The organism is Nocardia sp. IFM 10818, assembly GCF_054655275.1.
Genome location: NZ_BAAHJH010000001.1, coordinates 741,525 through 757,998 on the forward strand (window position 1 = coordinate 741,525; position 16,474 = coordinate 757,998).

The 16,474-nt window shown below is 69.0% G+C and carries 12 protein-coding genes and 1 pseudogene; 9 read left to right on the top strand and 4 right to left on the bottom strand.

The window, feature by feature from the left end; translation table 11 throughout:
- The 4 genes from ACYQ5L_RS03590 to purM all read left to right on the top strand — a co-directional run bounded on the left by ACYQ5L_RS03590 (position 1) and on the right by purM (position 5,018).
- Entirely contained in the window at positions 1–1,140 is a 1,140-nt protein-coding gene (locus tag ACYQ5L_RS03590; RefSeq protein WP_459955456.1) for an ABC transporter permease, read from the top strand.
- Complete coding sequence (locus ACYQ5L_RS03595; protein ID WP_459955457.1) at positions 1,140–2,168, top strand: ABC transporter permease; 1,029 nt, start codon at positions 1,140–1,142, stop codon at positions 2,166–2,168. Before ACYQ5L_RS03590 ends, ACYQ5L_RS03595 begins: the two co-directional genes overlap by 1 nt.
- The gene (locus ACYQ5L_RS03600; protein WP_459955458.1) at positions 2,161–3,840 is read left to right on the top strand and encodes an ABC transporter ATP-binding protein; all 1,680 of its coding nucleotides are present in this window, start codon (positions 2,161–2,163) and stop codon (positions 3,838–3,840) included. Before ACYQ5L_RS03595 ends, ACYQ5L_RS03600 begins: the two co-directional genes overlap by 8 nt.
- A 98-nt stretch (positions 3,841–3,938) precedes the next feature.
- On the top strand, positions 3,939–5,018 hold the full coding sequence (gene purM / locus ACYQ5L_RS03605) for a phosphoribosylformylglycinamidine cyclo-ligase (RefSeq protein ID WP_459955459.1): 1,080 nt from the start codon (positions 3,939–3,941) through the stop codon (positions 5,016–5,018).
- A 233-nt stretch (positions 5,019–5,251) separates the two neighbouring features.
- Here purM and ACYQ5L_RS03610 read toward each other — a convergent pair whose 3' ends face one another.
- The 4 genes from ACYQ5L_RS03610 to ygfZ form a co-directional block, all read right to left on the bottom strand.
- Entirely contained in the window at positions 5,252–5,467 is a 216-nt protein-coding gene (locus tag ACYQ5L_RS03610) for a DUF3073 domain-containing protein (RefSeq protein ID WP_459955460.1), read from the bottom strand.
- 187 nt (positions 5,468–5,654) lie between these two features.
- Positions 5,655–6,617: an asparaginase gene (locus ACYQ5L_RS03615; protein ID WP_459955461.1), complete on the bottom strand. Its 963-nt coding sequence runs from the start codon at positions 6,615–6,617 to the stop codon at positions 5,655–5,657.
- A 38-nt stretch (positions 6,618–6,655) separates the two neighbouring features.
- Positions 6,656–7,306: an MOSC domain-containing protein gene (locus ACYQ5L_RS03620; RefSeq protein ID WP_459955462.1), complete on the bottom strand. Its 651-nt coding sequence runs from the start codon at positions 7,304–7,306 to the stop codon at positions 6,656–6,658.
- On the bottom strand, positions 7,303–8,418 hold the full coding sequence (gene ygfZ / locus ACYQ5L_RS03625) for a CAF17-like 4Fe-4S cluster assembly/insertion protein YgfZ (RefSeq protein ID WP_459955463.1): 1,116 nt from the start codon (positions 8,416–8,418) through the stop codon (positions 7,303–7,305). Before ygfZ ends, ACYQ5L_RS03620 begins: the two co-directional genes overlap by 4 nt.
- A 145-nt stretch (positions 8,419–8,563) precedes the next feature.
- Here ygfZ and ACYQ5L_RS03630 point away from each other — a divergent pair, with 145 nt between their 5' ends.
- The 5 genes and pseudogenes from ACYQ5L_RS03630 (at position 8,564) to ACYQ5L_RS03650 (ending at position 16,204) form a co-directional block, all read left to right on the top strand.
- Positions 8,564–9,490, top strand: coding sequence for an aminodeoxychorismate lyase (locus ACYQ5L_RS03630; RefSeq protein ID WP_459955465.1), 927 nt, complete (start codon positions 8,564–8,566; stop codon positions 9,488–9,490).
- Positions 9,491–9,674: 184 nt separating this feature from the next.
- Positions 9,675–11,150: a cytochrome ubiquinol oxidase subunit I gene (locus tag ACYQ5L_RS03635; protein ID WP_459955466.1), complete on the top strand. Its 1,476-nt coding sequence runs from the start codon at positions 9,675–9,677 to the stop codon at positions 11,148–11,150.
- Positions 11,151–11,160: 10 nt separating this feature from the next.
- On the top strand, positions 11,161–12,210 hold the full coding sequence (gene cydB / locus ACYQ5L_RS03640; RefSeq protein WP_459955468.1) for a cytochrome d ubiquinol oxidase subunit II: 1,050 nt from the start codon (positions 11,161–11,163) through the stop codon (positions 12,208–12,210).
- Positions 12,211–12,251: 41 nt separating this feature from the next.
- A pseudogene (gene cydD, locus ACYQ5L_RS03645) lies at positions 12,252–13,970 on the top strand (thiol reductant ABC exporter subunit CydD); the annotation flags it as partial.
- A gap of 587 nt (positions 13,971–14,557) precedes the next feature.
- On the top strand, positions 14,558–16,204 hold the full coding sequence (locus ACYQ5L_RS03650; protein WP_459955469.1) for an ATP-binding cassette domain-containing protein: 1,647 nt from the start codon (positions 14,558–14,560) through the stop codon (positions 16,202–16,204).
- Positions 16,205–16,474: the final 270 nt, after the last annotated feature.

Here is a 16,474-nt window from a genome sequence, read left to right on the forward strand (position 1 = left end):
ATGACGACCACGATGTCGAGCGGGCCGGACACCCCGGCCCGCTCGGGCACCGACGTGCCCGCAAGCAAGCCGGAAACATCGGCCGGGCGACGGAAGTCGCCGCGCGGCAGCGGATCTCGCCACAGCGTGCTGCTGCGCTATCTGGGAATCAGGGCCCTGCTCATCGTGCCCACCACCTGGATTCTCGTCACCATCGTCTTCTTCCTCATGCGGGTGGTCGGTGATCCCATCACCGCCGCCATGGGCGGGCGGCTGCCCGCCGACCAGATCGAGGCGCGCAAGGAGGCGGCCGGGCTGAACCGGCCCATCCTCACCCAGTACCTGGACTACCTGACCGGGCTGCTGCGCGGCGATTTCGGCCGCACCCAGGACAACCGGGCCGTCGGCGAGATCATCGCCACCTATGGCGCGGCCACCCTCGAATTGGTGTTCTGGGCGCTGCTGGTGGCCTTCGCCATCGGCATCCCGCTGGGCAGATTCGCCGCCACGCACCGGGATACGGCTCCCGACGTGGGGATGCGGCTGTTCGCCATCCTGGCCTACGCGGCGCCGGTGTTCTTCGTCGGCATGCTGCTGAAGCTGGTGTTCGCGGTGCAGCTGGGCTGGCTACCGGTCGCCGGGCGCGCCAGCACCAATGTCGAACTGGCACTGAACAATGTCTCGCCCAAGACCAACATCATGATCGTGGACGCCATCCTCTACGGCGATCCCGGCTATCTGGTGGACGTGCTGCAGCACGCCGTGCTGCCCGCCGTGGCGCTGGGCCTGCTCACCGCGGGCGTGTTCCTGCGCCTGGTGCGCGTCAACCTGCTGCAGACCCTGCGCGCCGGATACGTCGACGCCGCCCGGGCGCGCGGGCTGTCCCAGCGAGTCGTGGTGGGGCGGCACGCCTTCCGCAATTCGCTCATCCCCGTCGTCACCGTCATGGGCATGTACATCGCCACCATGCTGGGCGGCGCGGTGCTCACCGAGACCACCTTCGAATGGAAGGGGCTCGGCTACCAGCTCGCGCAGTACCTGCAGGCCCGTGACTTCATGGCGGTGCAGGGCATCGTCGCGTTCATCGCGCTCGTCGTGGCGGTCATGAGCTTCGTGATCGACCTCGTCGTGGCCATGATCGACCCGAGGGTGAGGTTCTGATGACCACCACCGCACCGGCCCCCGCGCCGGCCCCCGGCGCACCGGCCGCCCCGGCGGCGAAACTGCCCGGCACGCCCGGGAAGTCGCCGCTGTCGTGGCGAAAGCTGCCCGGCGCCAACCTGATCGGCCTGACCTCCGGCCTGCAGCGGGCCACCCTGCTGTTCGGTCTCGGCCTCGTCGGCCTGTTCGTGCTCATCGCGGTCTTCGCACCGCTCATCGCCCCGTACGGGTTCGCCCAGATCTCCGCCGACGGCGTGGATTTCGTGCGCCAGCAGGCGCCCTCGGCCGAGCACTGGTTCGGCACCTCCGTGCGCGGTGAGGACGTGTTCTCCCGCGTGGTCTTCGGCGCGCGCACCGCGCTGCTGGTCATCGCCATCTCCCTGGTGCTCTCGCTGATCGTCGGCGTGCCGCTGGGATTGGTGTCCGGCTATGTCGGGCGCTGGCTGGACCGGATTCTGGTGCTGTTCATGGACGCCATGTACGCCTTCCCCTCGCTGCTGCTGGCCATCGTGGTCTCCATCGTGGTCGCGGGCGGGCAGTCCAGCAGTTTCGGCGGCATGATGTCGGCGGCCATCGCCATCACGGTGATCTTCGTACCGCAGTACTTCCGGGTGGTGCGCAATGCGACGGTCGCGGTGAAACAGGAGCCATACGTGGACGCCGCGCGCGTCACCGGCGCCTCCACCACGCGAATCCTGTTCCGCCACATCCTCGCCAATGTGACCCAGTCGCTGCCGGTGCTCATCACCCTCAATGGCGCGGAGGCCATCCTGACCCTGGCGGGCCTCGGCTTCCTCGGCTTCGGCATCGAGCCCACCCAGGCCGCCGAATGGGGTTACGACCTCAACAAGGCGCTCGGCGATATCGGCAACGGCGTCTGGTGGACCTCGATCTTCCCGGGCCTGGCCATCGTGGCCATCGTGCTCGGCATGACGCTGGTCGGCGAAAGCCTCAACGAGGCGCTCAACCCCCTGCTGCGCACCCGCCGCGCCGATGCGAAAACAACCTCGGAGGGCACCGATGACTGAACCGGCCCTGTCCATCGAATCCCTGTCGGTCACCTTCGCCACCGACGCCGGAGCCGTGCGCGCCGTGCGGGACGTCTCCTACGAGGTGTTCCCGGGCGAGGTGCTCGCCATCGTCGGCGAATCCGGCTCCGGCAAATCGGTGAGCTCCCGCACCGCGCTCGGCCTGCTGCCGCAGACCGCGCGGGTCAGCGGCACGGTCAGCCTCGGGACCCAGCGCATCACGTCCATGAGCGAGAAGGAACTGACCGCGCTGCGCGGCGGGGCCATCTCCATGGTGTTCCAGGAACCCGGTTCCGCCCTGGACCCGTTGTTCACCGTCGGCTTCCAGATCGCCGAGGCGCTGCGCGCGCACTCCGAGATGGACAAGAAGGCGGCGCGGGCCCGGGCCATCGAACTGCTGCGCATGGTCGGGCTGCCCGATCCCGAGCAGCGCGTCGACTTCTATCCGCATCAGCTCTCGGGTGGGCAGAAGCAGCGCGTGGTCATCGCCATCGCCATCGCGTGCGAGCCCAAGGTGATCGTCGCCGACGAGCCGACCACGGCCCTGGACGTGACGGTGCAGGCCGAAATCCTGGAACTGCTGCGGGATCTGCGCGATCGCATCGGCAGCGCCATCGTGCTGATCACCCACAATATGGGCGTGGTCGCCGACCTCGCCGATCGCGTGGTCGTCATGCGCAATGGCGAGGTCGTCGAAACCGCGCCCGTGGACAAGCTTTTCGCCGAACCGAGCCACGAGTACACCAAGGCGCTGCTGGCCGCGGTGCCGCGTCTGGGCACGGTCACCGGTGAAACGGCCGAATCCCGTTCCGCCGCGGCCAAGGTCGAGGTCGTCTCCGAACCGGCCGACACCGTGCTCGAGGTCTCGAACCTGACCGTCGAATTCCCGGGTCTGCTCGGCCGCCCGGCCTTCCGGGCCGTCGACGATGTGAGCTTCACCATCGCCCGCGGCGAAACCCTCGGCGTGGTGGGCGAATCCGGCTCCGGTAAGTCCACCATCGGCCGGTGCATCGCCGCCCTGCAGCGACCCACCTCCGGCACCGTCAAGGTCCTCGGCACCGATATCGGCGGACTCTCCGAGCGCAAGCTGCGGCCCATCCGCCGCCGCTTCGGCTTCGTCTTCCAGGATCCGGCCACCTCGCTCAACCCGCGCCTCACCATCGGCGAATGCGTGGCCGAGCCGCTGGTGGTGCACAAGGAGGCCAAGGGCGAGGCGTTTCGCGCCCGGGTCCGCCACATCCTCGACGACGTCCAGCTGCCGGCCGGAACCGAAGGCCGCTACCCGCACGAATTGTCCGGCGGTCAGCGGCAGCGCGCGAGCCTGGCGCGGGCGCTGGTGCTCGGACCGGACCTGCTGCTGGCCGACGAACCGACCAGCGCCCTCGATGTCTCGGTCCAGGCGAAGGTCCTCGACCTCTTCGCCGACCTCCAGCGCGAATGCGGCTGGGCCTGTGTGTTCATCACCCATGACCTGGCGGTTGTCGATCAACTCGCCGATCGGATCCTGGTGATGCGCAATGGCGCGGTGGTCGAACAGGGCGATCGGGACGCCATCCTGCGGCACCCGGTGCAGGAGTACACGCGTCGCCTGGTGGCCGCCGTGCCCGTCCCCGACCCGGTCGAACAGCGGCGTCGGCGGGCCGAATCACTGGCGCCGGTCGGCTCCCGTTAACAGGTATTGACAGCTATACGGGTGCAGGCTCGTTATTCGGCTCAGGTAGCGTGAGCAGGCATCTATCCGGACGATTCGGCTTGGAGTTCTCCCCGACAATGACTGAACAGACACCCAGTGGCGCCGGTGCCTCGTACGCGGCTGCCGGTGTGGATATCGAGGCCGGCGACCGGGCAGTCGAGCTGTTCGCGCCACTGGCCAAGAAGGCCAGCCGGCCCGAGGTGCAGGGTGGACTGGGCGGCTTCGCCGGATTGTTCGCGCTGAAGGGCGGATACAAGGAGCCGCTGCTCGCCGCCTCCACCGACGGCGTCGGCACCAAGATCGCCGTCGCGCAGGCCATGGACAAGCACGACACGGTCGGCCTCGACCTGGTCGCCATGGTCGTCGACGATCTGGTGGTCTGCGGCGCCGAACCGCTGTTCCTGCAGGACTACATCGCCGTCGGCAAGGTCGTCCCCGAGCGGGTCGCCCAGATCGTCGCCGGCATTGCCGAGGGCTGCGTCCAGGCCGGCTGCGCCCTGCTCGGCGGCGAGACCGCCGAGCACCCGGGCCTGATGGGCCTGGACGACTACGACATCTCCGCCACCGGCGTGGGCGTCGTGGAAGCCGATGCCGTGCTCGGCCCCGACCGCGTCCGCCCCGGCGACGTCGTCATCGCCATGGGCTCCTCGGGCCTGCACTCCAATGGCTACAGCCTGGCCCGCAAGGTCCTGCTGGACATCGACCGCATGTCCCTGTCGGGTCACGTCGAGGAATTCGGCCGCACCCTGGGCGAGGAGCTGCTCGAGCCGACCCGCATCTACGCCAAGGACTGCCTGGCCCTGGTCGCCGAAACCGATGTGCGGACCTTCTCCCACGTCACCGGCGGCGGCCTGGCCCAGAACCTGGCCCGCGTGCTGCCGGCCGGCATGGTCGCCGAACTCGACCGCGGCACCTGGAATCCGGCGCCGGTCTTCAAGCTCATCGCCCAGCGCGGCCGCGTCGAGCGCGCCGAGATGGAGAAGACCTTCAATATGGGCGTCGGCATGGTCGCCGTGGTCGCCCCCGAGGACGCCGATCGCGCGCTCGCGGTCCTCACCGCCCGTCACATCGACTGCTGGACCCTCGGCACGGTCAAGAAGGCCAAGGACGCCGACGCCGCCCGCGTCGTGCTGGTCGGAGACCATCCGCGCTTCTGAGCCGAATGTGGTTCGGCCCCGGCGCCTTCGGGCGCCGGGGCCGTTCCGTATGTCGACCCGAATGTCGGGAATGTCATGTCGCGGATAGCGAAAAACCCACCAGCGTCCGGCCCGTTGCGGGCGGGACGCTGGTGTCATTCAGCGGCCTTCAGACTGTGCGGTGCTCGGTGTATATCGACGTGTTAAGGGGGAGGCCAGTCGCGGCCTCCCCCTTAACACGTCGATAATCCGAGTCAGCGGCGCCAGTCGTCGTAGTCGTCCTCGTCCCAGCTCGACGGCACATCATTGGCGTCGTGCTCGTCGGACAGAACTCCACTCCGCTGCGAGTCGGGGGATGAAGGTCCCCCCGACAGCTCGCGCTGAAGGCTCGCGAAGTCGGTTGGCGCCGAGCTGTACTTCAGCTCGCGTGCAACCTTGGTCTGCTTTGCCTTAGCCCGGCCACGGCCCATGGCTGACCCCCTCGCGTCACTGCGGGGCGGCCTGGGGTGGTTTGGCGGCCCCGTTCGAATTAATACTCTTCCTGACAGACACTTTAGCGTGTGTCCGGCGGTCGCGCTTCCAGGAGTGGGGGAGAAACCATCGAAGTGCCGCCCCGCGGCCGGACCGGCCGGGGGCGTGCGGCGCCGAGCAGGGGGTTTACAGCACCCCCGGGATCGCTCGGATGATGCCGACCCGGGCGCCGCCGCCGAGCACCGCGGGTGCGGCCAGCTCGGCGTGCTCGTCGGTCCACTCGATGCCCATACGCTGCAGAATGGCCAGCGTGAGTGGGAGGCGAGCGCGATCGGCGCCGTCGTCGATCTTGTAGGCGAAGGCCGAGCCGTCCGGCAGCGCGCCCGCGTGCACACCGTCCGCGCCGATCTTGCAGACCAGCCCGGGGGTTGCCGTCATCACGCGCAGATCCGGGCCGTCCGTGCCGGAAATCACTCGGGGATGGGCACGAATCGCATCCGCGACCCGCCGTTCCGGGGTGCCCGCGGCGGCGGTTGCCAGGGTGGCGTAGGCGCGCGCCAGGTTCACCAGCGACACCGGCACGATCGGCAGGCCGCAGCCGTCGATGCCCAGATCGGTCTCCGGTTCGCCGGTGACGTCGGCGATGGTCTCCAGCACCGCCAGCTGCAGCGGATGCCCGGCATCGAGGTAACCGCGGGTGGGCCAGTCGTTGATCCGGCAGGTGGCCAGCATTGCCGCATGCTTGCCGGAGCAGTTCATGTAGATGCGGCGCAAGGCTTTACCGCGGTCGTGGCCGGCCAGCACCCGGGCGCGGGCCTGCTCGTCGAAGGGCAGATCCGGCGGGCACTCCAGATCGTCCTCGGTGAAACCGAAGCGATCCAGCAGCCGCCGCACCAGCTCGACGTGATCGGGCTCGCCGAAATGCGAGGCGGTGGCAATGGCCAGCTCGGCGTCGTCGGCCGGTTCGAAACCATTGCGCAGCAGCGTCAATGCCTGCATGGGCTTATTGGTGGAGCGCGGGAAGATGGGGCCGTGCACGGCGCCGAGCTCGACCAGCGGCTCGCCGTCGGGGCGCAGGATCACCGCCGAGCCCCGGTGCACGCACTCGCGGAATCCGGAGCGCACCACCTCGACCAGATCCGTGCTCATGCTGGAGTTCCCTTCTGCGCTCGACGGGGATCCGGTGCTCATGCGCGGACGCTCGCGTGCCGCCGGCGATGGCGCTCGATCTGCATGCGCACATCGTCGGAGAGGGTGGGCTCGGCGTCGAGCAGCAGGTCCAGGCGGGCCGGATCCGTGCCGACGAACAGATCACGCACGGTGATGCCGTGCGCGGGGGTGTGCACGATGCGGACCTCGTCGCCGGCGCCGATGCCGCCCTCGGTCAGCACCCGGAAGTAGGCGCCGGTATCGGCCTGCAGGGTGAAGCGTTTGACCCACTGGGGTTCGCCGGACCACTGCTGGAAGGTCGCGCACGGCACCCGCGGGGCCGAGACCTCCAGCAGGGTGTCGCCGATGGCCCAGTGCGCGCCGATCACGGCATCGCTCACCGGAAGGCCGCTGAGGCGCAGGTTTTCGCCGAACCAGCCCGCCGGCAGCTCGCGGCCCAGTCGCGCGCCCCAGGTCCGCGCGTCCTCGTCGGCGTAGGCGTAGACGGCCTGATGGACGCCGCCGTGATTCTTGGTGTCGCACACGTGATCGCCGTCGAGGCCGAGGGCGCGCACCGGAACCCGATGCGGCACCGGCCGTTTGTCGATGGCGGTGCGGCCGACGCGAGTGTTCACCTCGAGCTCGGCGTGCACCACACAGACGGCCAGGACCCGCCCGGTGTCACTCATCGGCCGCGAAGCTTCTCGACGGCGAGCCGGCCGGCCTGCGGCTCGTCATGGGAGGGAACGGAATCCGCGTCGATGGCGGCCGCGCAGGGGCCCGCTTCGAGCGCGGCGTCGACGGGAATGGTGCGCTTGATCAATGCCAGGGCGATCGGACCGAACTCGTAGTGGTCGACCACGGTGCCCAGCACGCCGACCGCCCGGCCGCCGGCGGTGACCGGATCGCCGGGCTCGGGGCGGGCGTCGGCGGAACCGTCCAGGTGCAGCAGCACCAGATGCCGCGGCGGCTTGCCGAGATTGTGCACGCGCGCCACCGTCTCCTGGCCGCGATAGCAGCCCTTGTTCAGGTGCACCGCGCCGAACTCCTCGACGCCGCCGACCCAGTTGGCCTCGTGCGGGATGGTGCGGTCATCGGTGTCGATGCCGATGCGCGGGCGCAGCGCCGCCACTCGCAGCGCCTCGAAGGCCCACATGCCCGCGGCCTCGGCGCCCGCCTCGCGCAGCCGGGTCCACCAGGAGGCCAGCTGTGCGCGCGGCACGATCAGGTCGAAGGAATCGGCGGTGGGCCAAGGCATCCGGCGGATGAAGCCGCCGCCGGGCAGGGCGACCGCCTCGTAGATCTCGGGCAGGCCCGCGATGCCGAGGGCCCCGAGCAGATCGGCCGTGCGCGGGCCCAGCAGGCTCAGCACGGCATGGCCGGGCGCCGCCTCGGGTTCGGCGTCGGCCCAGAAGACCATCTTCTGCAGGAAGCTCAGCAGTTCGGGCCCGCGCTGGGCCTCGGTGTCGAACCACACCGTGCCGTCCAGCTCGGTGAGCACGAAGTGATGCTGTACGCGGCCGTTGAGATCCAGGTCCAGGTTCTCCGCCGACCGGCCGTCGCGCAGCTGGGCGACATGCTGGCTGGTAATGGTGTGCAGCCAGGTCAGGCGTTCCTTGCCGGTGATGGATCCGACGAAACGGTGCGAGCGATCCACCACGGCCACGCGCTGTGCGGCCGCGCGTTGCTCGCCGAGCGGATCTCCGTAATGCCACGCCACCGCGGCGTCGGGCGAGCCCGGCAATCCCGCGACGGCCCCCGGAAACTGAAGGATTGGACTGGGTGCAACCTCGGAGGACACCCCTCCACACTAGGTGCTGTGAATTTCCGCGGTGCCATCGGCGCGGGATTTCCGCGTGTCAGGGGTGTGATCTGTATTGCCCGATTGATTGTTTGCTGACGCCGTAATCCTGTGCCGACGGGCCGGTTGTCCTAGGCTCGGGCGCATGGTGGAACGGGTTCTGGTAACACTCGACGGCGCGATCCGGGATCCGGACGCGCCGTTGCTGTATTCGGACGATATCGGTGTGCTGCGCGGTGACGGGATTTTCGAGACCGTGCTGGTGCGTGACGGTGCGGCCTGCGCGCTGGAATTGCATCTGGCACGACTACGGCGCTCGGCGGAGGCGCTGGAATTGGCCGCGCCGGACCTGGAGGTCTGGCGCACAGCGGTGCAGACGGCGGCCAAGGAGTGGGGCGCCGAGCGCGAGGGTTTGCTGCGCATGGTGCTCACCCGGGGGCGGGACAGCGAGCACGGCCCGACTGGCAAACAATCAGCTATCAAGAGTGGCGACCTGGCCGGCGCCGAACCCGCCACCACCGGTTACGTTCTGGTGCTCCCGGTCCCCGAGCGGGTCAAAACCGCCCGGACCGAAGGCGTTTCGGTGATCACCCTGTCGCGGGGCATCTCCATCGACCTGGCGCAGGAGGCGCCCTGGCTGCTGCTCGGGGCCAAAACCCTCTCCTACGCAACGAATATGGCGGCGCTGCGGTTCGCCCAGCGAATGGGCGCCGACGACGCGATCTTCACCAGCACCGAGCATCGCGTCCTGGAGGGACCGCGCTCGACCGTGGTGATCGCCCGCGACAACCAGTTGATCACCCCGCCCGCCCGCAATGGCGTGCTGCCCGGGACCACTCAGCGCGTGCTGTTCACGGAGGCGGAGAAGGCCGGCTGGGAATGCAAGTACGAGCCGCTGTTCATCGCCGACCTGATCACCGCCGACAGCGTGTGGATGCTGTCCAGCGTCACCCTGGCGGCGCGGGTCAACTCACTGGACGGATTGCGAATGTCGGCCCCGGACAACGCCGCCGAGATCGCGGAGCTGGTGAACCGAGGCGTCACGCAACCGGGCAACATCACCGACTGGTAGTCCGGATCCAGGGTCTTTCGCCGCACCCATACCTGTCCTCGGTCCTGTTCGGCAGGGTCCTTGGCGGTGTGTTCGTCACATCTCAGCAAACTTTCTGCACGGTGTGGCGCGGCGCATGTTGATCTGAAGGACAAGCGGCGTAGTCTTCGGTACTACGTCATGTCGTAGATCGGCAGGAGATCGGATGAGCGTCGTAGACCTAGCGCGCTGGCAGTTCGGCATCACCACCGTCTATCACTTCATTCTGGTGCCGCTCACCATCGGCCTCGCCCCGCTCGTCGCGGCGATGCAGACCGCGTGGGTGATCACCGGGAAGGAGCACTGGTACCGGCTCACCAAGTTCTTCGGGAAGCTGTTCCTGATCAACTTCGCCCTCGGCGTCGCCACCGGCATCGTGCAGGAATTCCAGTTCGGCATGAGCTGGAGCGAATACTCCCGCTTCGTCGGCGACGTATTCGGCGCACCCCTCGCGATGGAGGCGCTGGTCGCCTTCTTCATGGAGTCGACCTTCCTGGGCCTGTGGATCTTCGGCTGGACCAGGCTGCCCAAGAAATTGCACCTGGCCACCATCTGGATGGTCGCCATCGGTGTGAACGCGTCGGCGTACTTCATCATCGCCGCCAATTCGTTCATGCAGCACCCGGTCGGCGCCAAGTACAACCCGGAGACGGGACGCGCCGAGCTGCACAGCATCTGGGAGCTGATCACCAACAACACCACCCTCGCGGCCTTCCCGCACGTGGTGGCCGGATCCTTCCTCACCGCGGGCACCTTCGTCGCCGGCATCGCCGGCTGGTGGATGGTGCGCAATGCCCGCAAGGGCAAGGCGAACGGTGACGAGGCGCCCATCGAGGAGGCCCGCACCATGTGGCGGCCCGCCGCCCGCGTGGGCATCTGGGTGAGCCTGGTGGCCTGCGTGGCCCTCATCTACACCGGCGATGTGCAGGGCAAGCTCATGTTCGAGCAGCAGCCCATGAAGATGGCCTCGGCGGAATCGCTGTGCCACACCGAAACCGATCCGGACTTCTCCGTCCTCACCGTCGGCACGCACAACAACTGCGACAGCGTGGATCACCTCATCGAGGTGCCCTATGTGCTGCCCTGGCTGGCCAAGGGCGAGTTCACCGGGGTGACGCTGGAAGGCGTCAAGGATCTGCAGGTCTCCTACAACGAGAAGTACGGCGTCGGCGACTACCGGCCCAACCTCTTCGTGACCTACTGGTCCTTCCGCGCCATGATCACCTTCATGGCCGGGTCCATCCTGCTGGCCCTGGTCGGCCTCTGGGTCACCCGCCGCGGCCGGGTTCCGGATCAGAAGTGGTTCTCGTGGCTGTCGCTGCTGGCCATCGCCACCCCGTTCCTGGGCAATATCTCCGGCTGGGTGTTCACCGAGATGGGCCGCCAGCCCTGGGTGGTGGCGCCCAATCCGACCGGGGACCAGAGCATTCGAATGACGGTGCAGCAGGGCGTATCCGGGGTCTCGGCGGGCACCATCCTGACCTCGCTCATCGTCTTCACGCTGCTGTACGGCCTGCTCGCCATCGGGTGGTTCTACCTGATGCGGCGGTATGTGGTCGCCGGGCCGGAACCGGCCGCCACCGAGTCCGATACCCCGAAGATGACCGGGGATTCCGTCGAGAAGCTTTCCTTCGCCTACTGAGGAGACGGGGATGACTCTGCAAGTTTTCTGGTTCATACTCATCGCCGTTCTCTTCACCGGGTACTTCGTGCTCGAGGGTTTCGACTACGGCGTCGGCATGCTCATGCCGATCATCGGCAAGGGCAGCGAAGTCAAGAAACGCGTGGTGCTCAACACCATCGGTCCCGTATGGGACGGCAACGAGGTGTGGCTGCTGACCGCGGGCGGCGCCATGTTCGCCGCCTTCCCCGAGTGGTACGCCAGCGTGTTCTCCGGGTTCTACCTGGCGCTGCTGCTCATCCTGGTCGGCTTGATCGCACGGGCCTGCGCCATCGAATGGCGCAGCAAGATCAATGACGAGAAGTGGCGGCGCTGGTGCGATATCGGCATCGGCCTCGGCTCCTGGATTCCCGCCATCGCCTGGGGCCTGGCCTTCGCCAATATCGTGCGCGGCGTACAGCTGGACGAGAAGCGGCAGATCCAGGGCAACCTGTTCGATCTGCTCAATCCGTACGCGCTGCTCGGCGGCGTCGCCATGCTGCTGCTGTTCCTGCTGCACGGCGCCATGTTCATCGCGCTCAAGACCGGCAACGAGGTGCGCGACGACGCCCAGCGGGTCATCCGCCTGCTGTTCGGGCCCACCGCCATCGTGGTGGCGGCCTTCGGCCTCTGGACCCAGCTCGCCTACGGCAAGGGCTGGACCTGGATTCCCTTGGCGCTGGCCGTGATCGGCATCGTGGTGGCGGGCTTCGCGGCCACCCAGGGCCGGGACGGCTGGTCGTTCGCGGGCACCGCGCTCACCATCGCCTCGGCCACCGCGCTGCTGTTCGGCGCGCTGTTCCCGAATGTGCTGCCCTCCACCATCGACGCGGCCTTCAGCCTCACCGTCGACGGACGGGACGGCACCGTGAGCGCCTCGTCCACGCACTACACGCTGGTGGTCATGAGCTGGGTCGCGGTGGTGGTCACCCCGATCGTCCTCATCTACCAGGGCTGGACCTACTGGGTATTCAGCAAGCGCCTCACCATGGAGCACATTCCGGCGCCGATCGGACTGCCCATGCAAGAGGCCAAGAATTGAATCCGACCGAACCACACTGATGCCGACAGTACGGATGTGAGATGGCACGACCGGTAGACCCGCGCCTGTGGCGGCACGCCCGCTCGGCCCGGCGGTATCTCGCGCTCAGCGTGGGCCTGTCGCTGGCGACCACGATCTGCATCGTGGTCGCGGCCCTGGCCCTGGCGCGGGTCCTCACCGGCGTCATCACCGATCCGTCCCGTCGCGATATCGGCTCGTGGACAGCCGAACTGGCGATCTTCGCGGTAGCGGTGCTGTGCCGGGCCGCCGCCACCTGGTGGCAGTCCCGGCTCGCGCACCGCGCCGGCGCGCAGGTGGTCGCCGAACTCGAGACCGCCGTCCTGCGCACCGGCGCGGAACTGCCGCCGCGCGAATTGGAGAGCCGCCGCACCGAATTGGCGGTGGTGATCGGCTCCGGGCTGAGCGGCCTGCGCGCCTACCTCGCCGGTTACCTCCCCGCCCTGCTGCTGGCCTGCCTGGTACCCCCCATCGTGCTGGCGGTCATCGCCGCGCACGACTGGATCTCCGGCGTGATCATCGTGATCACCCTGCCCCTCATCCCGATCTTCATGATCCTGATCGGCCTGCTCACGCAGGGGCGCGCCAAGGACACCCTGGCCGCCACCACCCGCCTGTCGGATCAACTTCTCGACCTCTTCGCCGGTATGCCCACCCTGCGCGCCCTCGGCCGCGAAACCGCGCACACCCCCGAAGCGCCTGCCGGAACCGATGATTCGCGCACCACCATGCGCGGTCGCGTCCGCGAACTCGGCGACTCCCTGCACCACCGCACCATGTCGGCGCTGAAGATGGCCTTCCTGTCCTCCATGGTGCTGGAAATGCTCGCGACCCTGTCGGTCGCACTGATCGCCGTATCCATCGGCATGCGACTGGTTTTCGGCGATATGGGCCTGTACGCCGGCGTCCTCGCCCTCATCCTCGCCCCCGAGGTCTACCTCCCGCTGCGCGCCGTCGGCGAACGCTTCCACGCCGCCCAAGACGGCATGGCCGCCGCGGAGAAGGCCTTCGCCATCCTGGATCCGGCCGAACCGCATCCGGGCTCCGATTCGGCTCGCGCCGCCGCCCACCGACCTGATTGCCTCGTCGCGGAGTGGGAATTCCAGGGCCACATCGTCATTCGAGATCTCAGAGTTGCCGCGCGGGACGTAGCCGCGCCGGACGGACTGTCGGCGGATCTGCGACCGGGTGCGGTCACGGTGTTCACCGGCCCGAACGGCTGCGGCAAATCCACCGCCCTGCAAGCGATCCTGGGCATGATCACCCCCGATGCCGGCACCGTGGCAGTCGACGGCACCCCCATCACGGCACTGGACCCCGACACCTGGTGGTCCCGCCTGGCCTGGCTGCCCCAACGCCCCGTCCTGGTCCCCGGCACCCTGCGCGAGAACCTCGAACTGCTCGGCCCACCCGCCGGCCCGGCCGCCCTCGAAGCCGCCTGCGCCGCCACCGGTTTCGATGCTGTCCTGGCCGACCTCCCCGACGGCTGGAACACCCTCGTAGGCACCGGTGGCCTCGGCCTCTCCCTGGGCCAGCGCCAGCGCCTGGCCCTCACCCGCACCCTCGCCGCCGATCGCCCGATCCTCCTCCTGGACGAACCCACCGCCCACCTGGACCCGGCCGCCGAAACCCGCGTCCTCGAGGCACTGGTGGCGCGTGCCCGTGCCGGAGCCACCGTGGTCGTGGTCGGCCACCGCCCGAGCGTCCTCGCAATTGCAGACCAGGCAGTTCACGTGCGCGCCACCTCTCCCGCGCAATCGCTGGACCCTGCCGGCGCGTCCGGCCCCGCGCCGCACCCGCGGACCCCCGCCGGAGCACACGGCGACGAAGCCGCCGAGCCCGGCGTCGAGCCCGAGCCGCCCGCCGGCCCCGGAGCACGCCGGGAAAGGCCCGGCACGCGGTCGCCAGGGCTTGCGGACCACGCCGAGGCATCTCCCGGCGAGTCGAACGAGGGGCCGCGAGGCAACAGCGGAACGGGGGATTGCGAGCTCGCGTCCGGCCGGCCGGGTATCCCGGGAGCGCACCGGGGAGACGCGGGCGAATCCGGCCCCGCGGCACAGCGACCGGACGCTCGCGGAAACCGCCGGGACGGCGGCCACGTGCGGTCGTCGGAGCGCGGCGGAGCCGGATTCGCTGACGCGGCGGCGCCCGGCAGCACTCACCGCGGGCAACCGGGGCAGCGGTCAGCGGACCGCGACGGGATGGCTCAGTGCGCGCCCGTGCCGGAACCGGAACGCTCGGCGAATTCGCCCGGTGGGATGGAAAGCGGGTCGGCGCAGCGGATTTCGCGCGGTGTGGCGGCCGATGCCGGTCAGGGGGTGGTGGTGCGATGAGGGCGGTAATCGTCGATCTGCGGCGGATTCAGGGACTCCTGGAGTTGTCGCCGTGGCGGATGGCGGTGTCGGTGCTGTGGGGGGTGGCGGCGCTGGGTAGCGGGCTCGGATTGGCGGCGTTGGCCGCGTGGTTGATTGCGCGGGCGTGGCAGATGCCGCCGGTGCTGGATCTGACCATTGCGGTGGTGACGGTGCGGGCGTTGGGCATTGTGCGGGGGGTGTGCCGTTATCTGGAGCGGCTGGCTACGCATGATGTGGCGTTGCGGTCGATGAGTCTGGCGCGGACGACCACCTATGGTGCGCTGGCCGGTGCGGAAATCTGGCGGCCGCGGCGCAGCGGGGGGTCGGGGGACGGTGCGGGGGAGGGGGATCCGACTCGGATGCGACGGGGGGAGCTGCTCGGGCGGGTCATGGGGGATATCGATGATCTGGGGGCGGTGGTGGTGCGGGCGTTCGTGCCGATCGCGGTCGCCATCGTGTTGTCGCTCATCGCGGTCGGGCTGCTGGCGGCCATTTCGATTCCTGCCGCCCTGATTCTCGCGGTGGCGCTGGCGGTTTCGGGCATTGTCGCGCCGTGGCTGTCGGCGCGGGCCGCGCGGGAGGCGGAGGTCGCGGTGCGGGCGGACCGCACGGAGTTCACGGCCGAGGCGCTGACCGTGCTCGACCACGCGCCCGAATTGCGGGTCGCGGGAAGACTTCCGGGGGCGATCGAGGCCGCCGAGCGGGCCGGTGGACGGGCCGTCGCGGCCGAGGACCGCGCCGCCTCGCGCACCGCCTGGTCCGCTGCGGTGCTGCCGCTCGCCATCGGTGCGAGCGTGCTGGGCGCGCTGCTCATCGGCATCGTGCTCTATGGCGCCGGGCCGGTGGTTCCCACGGACGGGTTCCAGACCATCCCGGCCGGCGGTATCACGCCCATGGCCTTCACGGTGCTGGTGCTGGTCCCGCTGTCCGCCTTCGAGGCTGTGGCCGTGCTCCCGGCCGCCGCCCAGGCGCTCACCACCGGTCGCGCCGCCCTGCACCGCCTCGCTTGGCTGGAGCGGCCCGAATCACAGTCTCCCGCCGTGGATTTCCCGCCGCTGCCGGACGGCCGCCGGATCGCGGTCACCGGTCCCAGCGGTGCGGGCAAGACCACTCTGCTCATGGCTTGGGCGGGACTGTTCGATACACCGCGGCCAGGCGTCACCTTCTTCGCCGAGGACGCACATCTGTTCGGCACCACGGTGCTCGAGAACCTGCGCGTGGCGCGCGGCGACATCACCGAGCGGGAAGCCGAGGACACGCTGCGTGCGGTGGGCGCAGGTGACTGGCTCGATTCGTTGCCCGACGGTGTGCACACCGATCTGGTCGGCGGTGCGGCGGCCGTCTCCGGCGGACAGCGCCGCCGCATTCTGCTGGCCCGCGCCCTGCTCTCCCCGGCCCGCGTGCTGCTGCTCGACGAACCCACCGAGCATCTCGAGGCCGAGCCGGGCGCGGACCTGCTGCGCCGGCTTCTCGACGAATCCAGCGGGCTCGTCGACCCCGCCCGCACCGTCGTGGCCGTGACCCATCAACTGCCCCCGGACCACCACGCCGACACCCTCGTCGAGGTCGCCGCGGACGGCCACGCATCCGTCACCCGTCTTATTCCCGTAAACCACTCCTGAACTGCGTTTTTCGCAGTCCGAGAAAATCCGTTGCCGTCGATCGCATGTGCGACTAGCTTTCTCGGTACACGAGGAAGGAGGTGGTTCGAAGAATGAGTAATTCCAGGACACGTGAGGTGGCTGTCCGCTAGTCGCCACCGCTGCAATGGATTCCATGGCGCGAACGCCTAGCGAAATCCAGGCAGTCACCCGGCCCCCGAGTCTCCGGTCTTGTCCGACCGGATCGCGTGAGTTGCATCCGCGATCACAGACTCGGGGGCCGTTCCCTTT